Below are 14,193 nucleotides of genomic sequence, written 5' to 3'. Positions count from 1 at the left end.
ATTTCCAGGATTCAGGTAGAAAGAAGGTAGATTTAGGACAAACAATTTTTATAATGGAAATAAGATATATATTTTATAGGGCTAAGGGGCGATTGTCATGGAACCGATGCATGAAATACAGGCGCTGGCGGCAGAAATTGCTGATGTGGCTAGGACGTCCTTTCGCACTCTTTTTGAAAATGGTGAACGTTACTATTACTGCACGCTATTTACTACTGGAGAGGGACATGCGCCAAGCATCTCCGCCTGGTCATGGGAGGCCTTGGAGAGGGAAGCGGCCAGGCAAGGAGAAGAAAGTGACACGCCGGGGTCAACGATTGCGGAACTCATCAAATGGTCCTATGCCGATTCACCCTATTGTTGTTTCAGGGATGAGGACTTCGATGACGTTAAACAATTGTTTATGGAGCGTCCTTCCATTGCGGAGCTTGAAGCTGATGAATGGAATCGTGAATTTGATTCGAGGCTGAAGGCCATGGAGCTGGCGATGAAAATGCTCGATGATGAAGGCGTGTTTGCCTTGAATCAACCGCGAGAGGCTGTATGCGTCCTTGTCGAGGTCATGCCGCCGGATGAGATCAACACCGAAATCGCCCTGCGTTTGAATCAGGCGGAGTCTCCGGCAATGCAAGCATGGCTGGCAGAAGCGGCAGAGTAAGGTATTCGTGTTTCTTGAGGGAGAGTTGTAAAATGCCTAATGAAAATCAAATGAATATTTTAGTTGAGAGAACAGATTGTATTCTTTATTATGCGGGATCGCCTCTATCGAACGAACATAGTGCAGGCTGGATCGGCGGGAATGCACCCGAGTTTTTTGATGATCAACCAGACCTCATTCACGAAGGTAACCAAAAATATGTCTTTTACTTGAGCCTCGTCCATCCCTTTAAACCGGAGAGCATGATTTCGATCTTCATCCCTGAAGACTATGAGGAGTATTTGGAAAACAACATGTATCCTAATTGCCCGATCAAGGTGATTGAGCATCCCATTTCGACTGAAAGCGTCAAAGATATGTTTACTAACCCGGGTCTTATAAAGCATGTAATTTCAAACGGGGAACTAAGCCATGACGAAAAGTCGATGGATCAGCCTTTTTTGATCAAAGTAGGCGGAAACCCGAGACTTATTCAAAATGAAGACTATTATTTTGCGAAGCTGAAGGAGGAGTCATTCTCTTTTTTATTTCAGGTAGATGAAGATGGCTACCCCGAAACGTTGCTTCAAGAGGATTACAATTATCCTTTTGGTTTTGGATCACTATATGTTTTCGCCAAAGTGGGGACGAATGAGATACAACATCCAGTAGCAGGTTTTTGGCAATTCTCTTGATTTAGCGTGGGGACCGTTGGGCGGACTTGAACGGCGGTGAGCCCGCCAAACGATTTTTGGCGTGCGTATGTCCTATTCGCACAAGCAGGCAACCCGCCCCTGGCGTAAACTGAATTATAATCAGTGAGCGAGGTGAACTTCCATGGCACAATCGAAGGAGATGCGTGCACGGGCTAAGAAATTTCAAGGCCGTCCGGTCTGTGTCACCCTGCACAGCGGAGAGACCTACGTCGGCTACATCACCGACGTTAATCGCGGCGGGTTGATACTTGCCAGTGCTGGGGCTCCTCCACGCGCTTCTTCCGGGAGGCAAAATTCCCAATCTCTCAAACGCAGAGCCAGTTCGCATGCCCCGGGCGTCCGTCTCGGCAACCGGAAAAGCGGCGCACGTAAACCGTCTGGCCGTTCGCGCTCCCGCAAGCCGGACGCCAAGGTGTCGGCATTCCTGCCGATGATGGGCTCGCTGTTAGGCGGCCTTGGCGGCTCCACTGCAGGCGCAGGAGGGCTTGGCGGTATGCTCGGCGGCGGCTTGCGGCTGTTCGGCATGATCCAGAAATTTGTCCCGGTCGTGAAGATGGGCTACGGCATGATCAAGTCCATTCGCCCGTTTCTCGGCGCCGTTAAAGGCTTGATGCCCCCGGCCAGTCCGGCCACGCCGGATAACGAATAATCGTATATCTGTGAACTGTAAGCTCCCTTTGAGTGGTCAAAGGGGGCTAGTCCACAAACCATTATCACTACCACTGTCTAATCCAAATCGGTTTTAACTCGGAATAGCCCATTTCCTTTAGTAAATCCCAGGCATGATCCAGAACGTGAGGCTTCCCCTGGACCCAAAGTTCTTGTCGTTTTGCCATCAAGAAAGAGATGATTTCAGCAATATGTTTGGGTTTACCTAGATGGATGACAGTTTCTATTTCATTATTTTGGGCTGAAATGTCATAAAAGGACCAAAAAGTATGAGGCTCTTCTTCAGGAGGATTCGCCTGAAAGATGAGCGTGATTTTGATGTTTTTATTCTCTTTCGGAGATAGGTTTAGGATGAAGCGAGACCCGCCTGAGTACCAATAAACGAAGGCATAACCGTCGACCGTAATATTTCTTAATTGGCTTTTCATTATTTTCTCCCTCACGATATGTTGTTTAAAATGAGCTGCGTTTGATGAGTCTCTAGATACATAACACTTTAAAGAGGTACGTCCCATAGAAAAAATAATAAAATTGCTGGATAAGCAAACAAAGGAAACCTGGCTATGGTCAACAGGAGGGTTCAAATATGTGGTTTGGCAAGAAAGAAACGCAAATGGATCGAATAAAAAACAAACTGAGCCAAGCTATGCGCAAAGACGCGGATTTCTCAGTGTTTGGATCATCCTCACATCAATACAGGGTTAAAGAGAAGCTTACAGCAAAAGAGCTGGCGGACTGGCAAGCCCACAATCAGGTCACACTTCCTGAGCCTTATGCGCTGTTTTTAACGAACATCGGCAATGGAGGCGCCGGACCTTATTATGGAATATATTCAATTGGAAAGGCAACTTCCTACACCGAGTGCCAAGCGCTCCTTGCAAAATCCGTTCTGTACCCCGGGATGACCAAAGAGGAATGGAACCGTCTAATTGAGCCCCTGACCAAGGACGAGGACATTCCCGATGAGGAATACGACGACACCTGTAATAAGGTGTTGGGCGGCATGTTGTGCATAGGCACCCAAGGCTGCGAATACGACATGTATCTCGTACTTGAGGGGAAATATAGGGGGAGAATTGTGTACACCTCCGATTTTCATCCTGATCATCCTTTTTTCTTTGTCTATGAAGACAGCTTTCTGGACTGGTACGAGCGCTGGCTGGATGAAATTATTCTGGATTATGATATCGGGTGGTTTGGCAGTCGAATGCCGGGTGATGAGAATGCGCTGATCCAGATTTATCAGAGCGCTCCAAACGAAGAAATCCAAGCCAAAGCGCTTGATGGAATGTTCAAGTTTAAGAAAGTCTCTCAGCTAACCCTTGCTTTTTTGAAAAAAATTGCGGAGCAAAGCCCCAAAAATCGGACCACAGCCATTTGGCTCATCTGCCAAACTTCTTTTGACACGGGTAGAAAATATCTTCTGGGGCTGTTGCAATCGGATGAACACGGGGATTTTCTGCAAGCTTTACAGATTCTGCACGCTACCAGTAAAACTGAGGATTTAACGGAGTTTATTCCAGTGATCTTGCAAAGGCTTGACCGGATTCACGACCCGGAAACGTTGCGTTATGCAGGGTATATCTTGGAAGAGTACGGTGCGATTACGCTCCAGAACTTTGCACCTTTCTTGTGTCACGCCGACCCGAAAATGCATACCACTGCCATCTATGCCGCGCGCAGTTGCGAAAACAAGCTGGGAAGCTGGCAGATCATTGAACAGATGTTGATGGGGGGCGGCCCGCAGGTTCTGAATAACTTGATTTTATACTGGGGCATTATTCCACATGAGAAGCTGCTGTCTTATTATAAGGAGGTATGGCCGAAATACAAAAGCAATCCGAATTTCAGAGAAAAATTTATCGGTTGTTTGCGAGAACTGCATTTGCCCGATGATTATTTCGACAAAGACGAATCGTGAAGAAGGTGTGCATTAATTATCTATAAAATGTAAACCAATAAGGTTTAGAGTATCACCCTCAGATGATCGGCACCTGCGAGATCACCTTCGATTTAATTATGACGCGGCGGAGCCTGAACATTCCGAAATCGGATTTACGAGGAAGCCAAAAAATGCTGAAACGCTACTGACATCCCGTTGTCAGTAGCGTTTTTGTATATTAGGGGTATGCGAATATCGCAGTGTTTTGGAGATAGGGCGACCTTTCTCAAATCTTATCATAGAGGTGGAATTTATTCATGAGCAATATCAAGTGGGAAGTGGACCCGGACCACAGCTCCGTCGAGTTTTCGGTGACGCATTTAATGATTAGTAGAATTAAAGGAGTATTCGAGCATTTCCAAGCGATCTTGAGTTTTGACCCCAACAATTTAAAAACCATGGGCATTCAGGCTTCCATAGATGCAAATAGTATTACAACTCGCCAATCGCAACGAGATGAACACCTGAAGAGTGACGACTTCCTTCATGCAGCCAAGTATCCAACCATTACGTTTCAAAGCACCAGCTGCGTCCTTGCTGGCGAAAGGCAATATGAACTTACGGGCAATCTAACTCTGCATGGAGTAACCAAACCCATCACTTTTCATACCTTTTTTGAAGGACTAAACAAAGACCCTCGTGGCCGGGAACGTGTAGGATTTCATTCAACAGCCAGTATTGACCGCAATGAATTTGGCTTGACATTCAACTCGCCTCTGGAAAAAGGCGGGGTTATCGTCGGAAATGAAGTGAGAATCGAGCTTTATATCGAGGCAATTAGAATAGAATAGCAGTCCTAAAGGCCATCCTTTTAGCGGGGTGGTCTTTAAACTTGCCGTTACAGGTAGGGCGGTGAACCGTATCACAAATAAGGGCGGAAATTTTGAAGCAAAACAGTTTTGTTTTCCATAAGCATGAATTAGAATGTGGACTAAATGCTAATGCTTCGATAGAATATCATTCTATATTGTTGTGTTTTTTATTAAGGCGGATTGGGGAGGTAATCATGGGAAATACGGATAAGTTTGAAATGATAGCTAATGTATATGACACTTCTGAAAGAATTCAAATTGCAAAGGCATCATCTGATGCCATTCGTGAGTATGTAGTTGACGCTAATAGTAAGAATGCTATTGATTTTGGGTGTGGAACGGGTCTTGTCGGACTGAGCTTGTTAAACGATTTTAATTCTATGCTTTTTCTGGATACTTCACAAAACATGATTAATCAAATAAAGCAAAAAATTACTGATCTTCACATTCAGAATGCAGATACATTATGTTTTGACTTTGAAAAGGAAGGTCTAACGGATTTACATGCGGACTATATTTTTATGGCTCAGGTTCTACTCCATATTCATGATGTTGAAATCGTTTTATCAAGGCTATTTGATGTTCTAAATGAAGGAGGACATTTACTAATCGTAGATTTTAATAAAAATGAAAAGGTAGTTTCAGATATAGTTCATAACGGATTTCATCAAGAAGAGCTGACTGACATTATGACTAAAATAGGATATAGAGATATTCAGTCCAAAACTTTTTTTAACGGAAGTAAAATATTCATGGGACAAGATGCATCTATGTTTATCCTTGATTCTCGAAAATAAACTTTAGGCAGAAATCAGCTCTCCTTATAGTTAGCGGTTCTAAGGTACAACGAAATAAAAGGCCGCCCCTTATGAGACAGCCCATGCTTCTTGTACGGTTTTAAACTTATGATTCAATCTGTGCCTAGTAATGAATTAATTATGTTCAGGTGGCTTTTTTATAAACCAACCCAGCGCCAGAATAAGTATTGCCAGAATAAATTCAATCCAAAAAACCGTTTGTAGACCGGAAACCATGCTTTGTGTCTTCTCATGCATCACAGTGGGATTGAGCGAATGGTGAAGATAACGATTGGCTCCAGACGACATGATGCCGACGAACAATGCGATGCCAATTCCCCCTGCAATCTGTTGGAGCGTATTATATATGGCTGTGCCATGAGGAACCAGGTGACGTGGAAGTTGATTCAATCCTGTCGTCTGAGCCGGCATGACGACGAATGACATGCCTAAGAATAAGAGGATATGATTGAACAGAACGGAGCCTTGTGTTGTATCACTGTCGATGCCGGTAAACAGCCACAACGATATGGCGATCAGGAATAGCGCGGGCACAATGACGAGTCTCGGCCCGAATTTATCGAGTAATTTCCCCGATACCGGCATCAGCATTCCGTTCAAAATGCTACCCGGCATTAGAAGTAAGCCTGTCGCGAATGCTGTCAACTTCATCACATCCTGCATATAGAACGGCAGCAATGTTGTTGTGGCGAATAGAACCATCGTCAGAATTACAATCAATACCGCAACCAGAGAAAAAGTGGAATGCCGGAATACGGAAAGATTGATCAACGGCTCTTTGATCTTAAGCTGGCGCCATACAAGCAAGAGCAAGAAAAGGCTACCTATTGCAATCGATCCGTAACCTTCTGGCTCAAGAGAGACACTTGTTTGGCTGAAGCCATAGGTGACGCAGCCGAAACCGACGGTTGACATCACAATGGATACAAGATCGACCCTTGGCTTGGTCAGTTCTGTCACGTTCTTTAAGTACACGAATGCATAAATCATCGAAAACAGTGCGACAGGAATCACCATGTAGAACAGCCATCGCCATTGAAAGGTATCGATAATTAAGCCAGACAAAGCCGGCCCGATGACAGGGGCGACCATGATGACCAGCCCCATGAGACCCATGGCGGCACCCCGACGTTCTGGAGGATAGAGAGCGAGAATCGTATTCATCATCGACGGGATCAATAATCCTGTCCCGCAAGCCTGAACAACCCTGCCCATCAGCAAGATTCCGAATCCCGGGGATACTGCACACAAGCAGGTACCGGCCAAAAATAACGCCATCGCAGACATAAACATCTGGCGAGTCGTGAACCATTGCTGTAGTAATGCGGTCACCGGCACCAGTACGCCGATCACGAGCATATATCCCGTCGATAACCATTGTATGGTCGAAGCAGCAACGCTAAATTCTCTCATCAACGCAGGAAACGCATGGGTAAGTAAATTTTCGTTAAGAAACGCGACAAATGTACCGATGAGTAGAGCGGTTAATATTGCCCCTCTCTTCATTCCTCTTGCATCTTGATCCTGATTGTCCATCTTCTACCTCCCGATTGTTCATTACGTTCCGTCCATTGTTTGTATATCGCTTAACCCGCAACGCCTTGAAGATCATTTTACGTGAAGTGGGATTAATTGGAAAAAGTGAAATTGCCCATCATACTCGGAAATTCATTCATATTTCGAAAGCATAAGGGGGGCTCCACCACGGTGTCGCTCATTCGCGCATTATTTCTTGACAAGATGAGGTTAGGGGATTATGATAACGTGCCGGTCAACTCTATAAGGCAAATAAAATCAAAAAGGCTGACTTTTCGTAGTGCCTTGGCACTGGAATCGTCAGCCTATCGTGCAGATTATCCTACACCATCACTTTCTAACAAAGAATAAAAATTATCACGGTCTTGGTCATCAAATTTGCCAAGTGTCCTTACCCTAACAAATTCATGTCCGCCATACATGTCTATTTCCTCACCGTACCTATTGTAGAGCGCGATCATATTGCCATCCTGATTCAACTCCAAGTACCCATAAATTTTGCTTCAGGAACTTCACCGTAAAAGAGCGTAAATTTGATTTTGATCACTCTGTGCGTGCAGATCCTCCCTTCCTGTCTTTCGTATTGGCTTTGAATATATATAGTATTCTCCATAAAATGTCAAGGGATAAGGTTTCTACGTATCTCTAAATGTTATTCAATTTATAATGACAAGCTCAATATATGGATAGTGTAAATTTCAAGCTTCTAAGTTTTTGGTGGGCAGTTTTTGTTTAGCCGTGCGATCCAAAATTGCCGTACACACAGTAACTACTGTTGTTTTTCCCCATTAGGTTCGCAGACCGCTTTCGCTTTGTGTCATATGACATTATGGCACTGGCGGATTTGACATCAAGAGCCGTAGGATACGATGACTACTTGTAAAGGATGTGAGCTCTTTGATGACAAGAACCGTCGTCAGCTTTATTCAAAATGGCTATTTCCTACTGCTTACTTTCGCTACCGGATTGTTTTACTTTTGCTTTTATCTGGTCGCTCTTACATTAGGCTTGAGTCTTTCGTTTACCGTCGCGGGCGTTCCTCTGATTACTCGCATTTTGCGAACTACAAACACCTTCCTGCAATTTGAACGCACACAGACCAAGATCTATACGGATATTACCACAGAGCTTTACGTTAAACCAATAAACACCGATGCCTCTATCTGGCTTCAAGCAAGGAAGGAGCTGCTAAATCGGCGCAACTGGATCGCTATCGGCTGGCTGATGCTGAAGCTTCCGGTGGGGATTTTAAGCCTCATTAGTGCAGCCTTGCTTTATATAACTCCACTCGCAATGATTGCGGCCCCGCTCCTCTTTCCACTATTTAATTATTATTTTATGGGTGTACCTATAGATACTGTGATAAAATCCGTACTGGTTTCGGCCTCAGGAGTCATATTCACTATGGTGAGCTACAGGCTTGCGAACAGCTTCACGCGCATGCTAGGAGGCTACACCCGTCGTATGATCAAGAGTGTGAACCGGTAGCCGGAATGTCCCGGTCTGGATTTAAAAGTATTGTTGGATAATGATCTGCTCTATAATAGTTACGTAATGTCATACTGATAGTTCTTAGGGGTTGATGGTTTTGTTCGATATGGTAAAGCAGTGGTTCTGGTACGACTGGTTCATGCTTATGATCCGCCTGATTTGCAGTACTTCTCTCCTGCTCACTATCATAGAGCGGCAAGCTCATTTCACGCTGCCGCTTTGGGTTCTTGTGTTTTGGCAGCTTATTGCTTTTTCCGTTCCCTGGCTGTGCTTGCAGCTCAATTATAGATACTACCTGCTTACCGAGATTGTGATCCCGGGCGGGCTCTGCCTGTATTTAGTTTTGTTCTTTCCAGAAGCCTACCTCACATTCCTGGTATATGCATTTTTGATTGCCTCTAATAGCAAACAAAGAACATATCTTTGGTCAGGTCCTTTATCCATACTGCTCCTACCCGCTATAGTTAAGCTGCTTGCAGAGCAGATTGATTTTTGGATTATGACCATTCAATTCGGGACGGCTTATGCATTCGGATTTTCCTTCCATTTATTGATGGTCAATCATCGTCAAAGTGAAATTATACGCGAGCAAAATGCGGTGCTGGAGCAGTACTTGTCCCAAATCGAGCGCATCACGCTGGCCGAAGAGCGGAATCGGCTCTCCAAAGAGCTCCATGATACCGTCGGTCATGCGTACACTTCCCTCATTATGGGGTTGGAAACCTTGCGCCCTGAGCTAGAGACGGATACAGGAACGAAACGGCTCGATTCCCTATTGAACCTGGCCCGGGAAAATATGGATGAAGTGAGAGGCTATGTGCATCAAATCGAATCGCCGCATGAAGAACTCCCACTGCTTCAGTCTTTGCGGAAGCTGGCAGAGGAGTTTCAGGAGCATGCTAAGGTGTCGGTTCGTTTCCAGGCCTTCGGGGAGGAATACCCTGTAACGAAGCAAGCGAAGATAGCGCTGTATCGCTGCTTGCAAGAATCATTGACGAATGCCGTGCGTCATGGACACTCGACGGAGATTACGGTTTCAGTGCAATTCGAGCCTCAGCAGACGAGGCTGGAAATTCAAGATAACGGCCGTGGGATGGAACATGGACGGGATGGTTTCGGCTTGAACGCCATGAAAGAGCGAGCGATGAATTTGCAAGGTCATGTTGGCGTCTATACCCAACCGGGCGAAGGCACCCTCGTTACCTGCACCCTGCCACGACAAACGGAGCTTAAGGATGATGTCATCCGTCTGTTGGTCGTCGATGACCAGCCTTTTATCCGTGAAAGTCTACGGATTCTTCTCGAGGAGCAGCAAGATTTGCAAGTCGTAGGGGTGGCAGAAGATGGCGAGCAAGCCATCGAACTGTGCAGACAGGTTCAGCCTCAGCTGGTGCTCATGGATTTGGACATGCCGAACCTGGACGGAATCTCCGCATCCCGTACCATAAAACAAACGTGGCCCCACATCCGCATCTTGATTCTCACCACGTTCGAAGATACTGGACAGGCTCTGGAAGCGCTGCGAAGCGGAGCGGACGGATACCTATTGAAGTCGATGAAGCCGGTAGAGCTTGCCGAAACAATACGTACGGTCTATCGCGGAGGCACGCTGATCGATCAGGAGATGTCGCACAAATTGTTTGCTCAGCTGGAAGCCGCCAAGAGCGGAGACGTTCCGTCGACAACCAAAGTGGCTGCGACCTATGATTTAACTTCACGGGAGCTTGAAATTTTACAGCTCGTGTCGAAAGGACTGCGATATAAAACCATTGCTTCCAAATTGTATTTATCCGATGGTACGGTTAGAAACTATGCGTCATCGGTCTATCTGAAGCTGGGGGTTCGCAACCGAGAGGAAGCAGTGCAAAAGGCCCGGGAGGCAGGGCTTATGGAATAACTTTCGGTACGCCTCCTTAGGTGCCTGCTAGTACCGTGCCCTTATCGGTTGGTTTTGCTTGCCCATAACATTCTTAAATGGGCGAGATGAACCAAAAAGCGCGAGTCATGGGGAAATCCCCCCTGCACTCGCGCTTTTTTTCGTTAATCCCGAAGTAAGCACTGTCCTTTACGGTAGAAAATTTACTTAATCCTTTTGAATTAGTGACTGATTGGCAACGTATAGTAATTAAATGCTTGATCCAACAAGGCACTGGCTTCTTGACGCTTCAAAAGCTGTTTGGAGCGGAAGTCTATGGAGCCGTCTAAATTGATCTTGGTATTCGGGTCCATGATACCTTGGGAAACAAGAGCTGTGATGGCTTTAACTGCCCAAGCATCCGTTTCGCCACCCAATTTAACCTTAATTCCAGGCTCAACCTGTTTCAGGTTCTGGATCATTACCGCCGCCATTTGTCTAGTGATAGGAGAATTAGGCTGATAATTACGTAGTCCGGCCATCATCTGCTTTTTATTCGGTTCAATCATGAAAGGTTGTTTATACCACCCGTGGGCACGCAGTAGCACTTCTGAGAATTCTCTCTGAGTCATCGTTCCTTTTGGATCGAAGAGGTTGGCTGACTTTCCACTCATGACTTTCAAAGCATTAAGGTTGTTTATATATGAAATATATTTACTATCCGCAGGTACATCAGAAAATGGTGAATTAATGTTTATTTTTTGCGCATAAGCAACGAGGTCTGGGAGTTGCATGTAATACAAATATGCAATATGGCCTGCTTGATTTTTATTAAACGTCAATTTATTACCTGATTCATCTTCAAATAATAAAGGGTGGATCATTTTTAGTGTATGTTTGCCTGATGTTCCTGTCTCCATTATTAATTTCCCATCCGAATACGAAACCTTCGTTCTTAAGGCAGCAAAACGCGTATTTTGGTATAATCCCACGTAGTCTTGGGCCTGCTGCTCACTTATTGTCGCGTAGGTTGACTTTGGAAGTTCTGATTTTCTCGGATAATAATGATTCATAAATTCTTCATACACGTCAAGACTCATCATGGAGTCGTTATTGTAGGACATGTACATCGCTGTATTCTTCTCAGGCAGAATAACAATCAAGGAAGAATGCCCTGTAACATTTCCTCCTTTTAGAATCACATGCTGATTATTCATTTTCTCTTTGAAGTAGCCTTCGAATCCAATTGTTGTAACCGGGAACTCCTTGTCAGGGAATAATTGGTATGTGTGCATTTGCTCTATGCTCTTTGGACTCACCACTTCTTTACCTTTGTACTTGCCTTTGTTCAGGTGCATAATGAGGTACTTCGCCATGTCATCTGCTGTTGAGACGATACCGCCTTCAGGTTTTTCCGTTGGTTTAAACCCGTCCAAGGGTATCAGTTCGCCTGTTGGTCCATAGTGAGCAGCCATTCTGCTTAACAATTGGGGGGGAAACCGCACATTCGTCGAATTCATGCCTAACGGTTTGAAAATATTCTTTTCCATATATTTGGAATATGACATACCCGTTACGTTTGCTACAGCATATCCCGCTAGCATGAAACCAAAATTGTCATAAGTGTACGCTTCTCCTGGAGTCCTGACAACAGTTGGCATATTTGATGCAATGAACTTCTTCATCGGAAAATATTTGTCCGCGTATTCTGGATGCATTTCCATGGAAATATCTGGTTCATCAAATCCACTTGAATATGTAAGTAGATCAAACATCGTCAGTTTTTTTCCTGTTTTATTCGGAACCTTTATTCCTCCTAAATACTCTTGGATATCGCGTTTTAAATCCATTTTCCCCTTATCGACCAACTGCATAGCTGCCAATGCAGTGAATGACTTTGTAACAGAGCCGATTTGGAAAACGGTATTTTTATCAACAGGAATTTTTTTGCCCTTGTCGGCATACCCGTAACCTTTGCTTAGCATCACTTTCCCACCTGCAACGACCACAAAATTAGAACCAACTGTATTATACTTCTTCATCTTGTCCGCAAAAACGCCATCTGCAAAAGCTTCCAGTTCCTTAGCATCTCGCGGTCCCTCCAAGCTAGCCTTCTCAGATGCAACTGGTACGTTAACGGGTGCGGCAACTGATGCGCCGTTGGGTGCCATACACGCGGTAGTTACCGTAGCAGATAATAGTAGAACCGCGAGACTGGTGTGAATCATTTTTTTCATGAATGATTTCTCCTTGAAATGTATTTTTGCCTTATAGCGTCCGGCAAAACCAAGTATGGCAAAGGACTTGTCATACCAACAAGTTACATTTCGCCACCCACCATACCAAGTCACTCCAAAGTGTCATATGACAATTAGGCACTAGGTTTAAAGGGCAATGGGTCATTCAGAAAAAACGGAAATTCACCACAGTTACATATCCTTTTTTACCTCAGTTCTTCTTAACCGTCTCTCCTTCAATTAACACAGGCTGATAATAGGTGTGGTTACGTAGATCCTTTTTCCCTTGAAGTTTCTTAATAACCCAATCGGCGGCATCACGTCCCATTTGTTCCTGGGGGTGCGTTAATGTCGTTAGTTTGATGTTTGCATTCTTGGAAATATAGGAATTATCTTGACCAATAATGGATAAGTCTTCGGGCACAGATATCCCAAGTTGTCTGCATACATGTACAACTTCTAATCCTACCTCGTCGTTATAGCAGACAATTGCGCTTAACTCGTCTCTTTGTTCGGTCAGAAATTTCCTCAAATTGGTGGACAAATCCTGCTTCGTTTCAGTATAGAATGAGAGCACTTGCTCGGGGTGAAACCGTAATTTGGCTTCTCCAAGCGCTTTGATATAGCCTTTCATTCGATACTTTCCTTGTAAATCGTCCATTTTGGCAATGATACCAATCTGTGTGTGTCCGTTAGCGATCAATTCTTTGGTTGCCAGATAGCTGGATTGTACGTCATCGAGGCAGAAGTAAGGAACTTCCAACTCTTCATAATAGGCATTAATCATGATGAAGGGAACATCCTGTTCCTTGAACGTCAGATAATAAGCGATATTGGGATTATATAGATTGCTCTTCGTAGGCTCAATGATCAAACCATCCACACCAAAGGACAGCATCATCTCCAAGGCTTTCTTTTCCTGGGCGACATCATTATTGGTACTCGCTAATAGTAATGAATAATTATCTTCATTTAATCTGGCTTCAATCCCGCGAATTATCGAGGGGAAGATGTAATCAGAGATGTAGGTCGTGATGACTCCGATGGTTTTATTACTGGAGTTCCCACCAGTCTTTGAGCGGAATTGGTTACTGACATAGGTGCCAGATCCTTTTTCACTTCTTAAGAAACCTTCGTTGGATAGTTCCAAAATAGCCTTCCGAACCGTCTGGCGACTAACTTTATACTTATCCTGCAAAGCGAATTCCGTTGGAATTTGTTCTCCTACGCTGTATGCCCCTGAAAGAATATTGCTTTTTATATCCTCAAGGATGACCTGATACTTTGGTTTCACTTTATTCCTTCTTTCCAAGTTGTTCTAATACTAATTAATGCATCTATAATATTTGTATGTACATATTTTAGCATAATTATGAGTTTATTATAATCTATTGTCCTATCTGTATAAATACTAAAGTTAAAACTAGAAAAACACTCGGTTTGTCAAATTATTTGTAAGTATAACTACGGTTTTGTGTTG

12 protein-coding genes and 1 pseudogene are annotated in these 14,193 nt (G+C 44.4%); 8 read left to right on the top strand and 5 right to left on the bottom strand.

The genetic code is table 11. The features are described 5' to 3' along the window. Positions 1-97 precede the first annotated feature (97 nt). From ACYCS5_RS14440 to ACYCS5_RS14430, 3 genes are all read left to right on the top strand, one after another. Complete coding sequence (locus ACYCS5_RS14440) at positions 98-658, top strand: DUF4303 domain-containing protein (RefSeq protein WP_459761257.1); 561 nt, start codon at positions 98-100, stop codon at positions 656-658. A gap of 32 nt (positions 659-690) precedes the next feature. Beyond that, on the top strand, positions 691-1,332 hold the full coding sequence (locus ACYCS5_RS14435) for a hypothetical protein (RefSeq protein ID WP_165145493.1): 642 nt from the start codon (positions 691-693) through the stop codon (positions 1,330-1,332). A 142-nt stretch (positions 1,333-1,474) separates the two neighbouring features. Then, a complete protein-coding gene (locus tag ACYCS5_RS14430; protein ID WP_165145496.1) occupies positions 1,475-2,002 on the top strand; it encodes a hypothetical protein in 528 nt (175 codons plus the stop codon). A 67-nt stretch (positions 2,003-2,069) separates the two neighbouring features. Here the strand turns inward: ACYCS5_RS14430 and ACYCS5_RS14425 are convergent, their stop codons facing one another. Beyond that, positions 2,070-2,450, bottom strand: coding sequence for a hypothetical protein (locus tag ACYCS5_RS14425; protein ID WP_165145499.1), 381 nt, complete (start codon positions 2,448-2,450; stop codon positions 2,070-2,072). A 158-nt stretch (positions 2,451-2,608) separates the two neighbouring features. Here ACYCS5_RS14425 and ACYCS5_RS14420 point away from each other — a divergent pair, with 158 nt between their 5' ends. From ACYCS5_RS14420 to ACYCS5_RS14410, 3 genes are all read left to right on the top strand, one after another. Next, complete coding sequence (locus ACYCS5_RS14420) at positions 2,609-3,943, top strand: SMI1/KNR4 family protein (RefSeq protein WP_342425473.1); 1,335 nt, start codon at positions 2,609-2,611, stop codon at positions 3,941-3,943. A 278-nt stretch (positions 3,944-4,221) separates the two neighbouring features. After that, the gene (locus ACYCS5_RS14415; RefSeq protein ID WP_459761256.1) at positions 4,222-4,755 is read left to right on the top strand and encodes a YceI family protein; all 534 of its coding nucleotides are present in this window, start codon (positions 4,222-4,224) and stop codon (positions 4,753-4,755) included. Positions 4,756-4,970: 215 nt separating this feature from the next. Then, positions 4,971-5,573: a class I SAM-dependent methyltransferase gene (locus ACYCS5_RS14410; RefSeq protein ID WP_459761255.1), complete on the top strand. Its 603-nt coding sequence runs from the start codon at positions 4,971-4,973 to the stop codon at positions 5,571-5,573. A 135-nt stretch (positions 5,574-5,708) separates the two neighbouring features. Here ACYCS5_RS14410 and ACYCS5_RS14405 read toward each other — a convergent pair whose 3' ends face one another. Further along, complete coding sequence (locus tag ACYCS5_RS14405) at positions 5,709-7,130, bottom strand: MDR family MFS transporter (RefSeq protein WP_459761254.1); 1,422 nt, start codon at positions 7,128-7,130, stop codon at positions 5,709-5,711. 317 nt (positions 7,131-7,447) lie between these two features. After that, positions 7,448-7,743, bottom strand: a pseudogene (locus tag ACYCS5_RS14400) (hypothetical protein). A 287-nt stretch (positions 7,744-8,030) separates the two neighbouring features. On the opposite strand from ACYCS5_RS14400, the gene ACYCS5_RS14395 reads away from it, so the two are divergent. Beyond that, positions 8,031-8,618 carry a sensor domain-containing protein gene (locus ACYCS5_RS14395; RefSeq protein WP_165146374.1) on the top strand — a complete coding sequence of 196 codons (588 nt, stop codon included), beginning with the start codon at positions 8,031-8,033 and terminating at the stop codon, positions 8,616-8,618. Between the two features lie 100 nt (positions 8,619-8,718). Then, on the top strand, positions 8,719-10,518 hold the full coding sequence (locus ACYCS5_RS14390) for a response regulator (protein WP_459761253.1): 1,800 nt from the start codon (positions 8,719-8,721) through the stop codon (positions 10,516-10,518). A 200-nt stretch (positions 10,519-10,718) separates the two neighbouring features. On the opposite strand, the gene ACYCS5_RS14385 is transcribed toward ACYCS5_RS14390, so the two are convergent. Then, positions 10,719-12,713 (bottom strand): serine hydrolase, encoded by a 1,995-nt coding sequence (locus tag ACYCS5_RS14385; protein ID WP_459761252.1) that lies wholly within the window; start codon positions 12,711-12,713, stop codon positions 10,719-10,721. Positions 12,714-12,924: 211 nt separating this feature from the next. After that, complete coding sequence (locus tag ACYCS5_RS14380) at positions 12,925-14,007, bottom strand: GntR family transcriptional regulator (protein ID WP_318627784.1); 1,083 nt, start codon at positions 14,005-14,007, stop codon at positions 12,925-12,927. Positions 14,008-14,193 lie beyond the last annotated feature (186 nt).

Source organism: Paenibacillus sp. SEL3 (assembly GCF_054602585.1).
The sequence above is the reverse complement of the archived record's forward strand: the minus strand, read 5'-3'. Positions and strand labels throughout refer to the sequence as shown.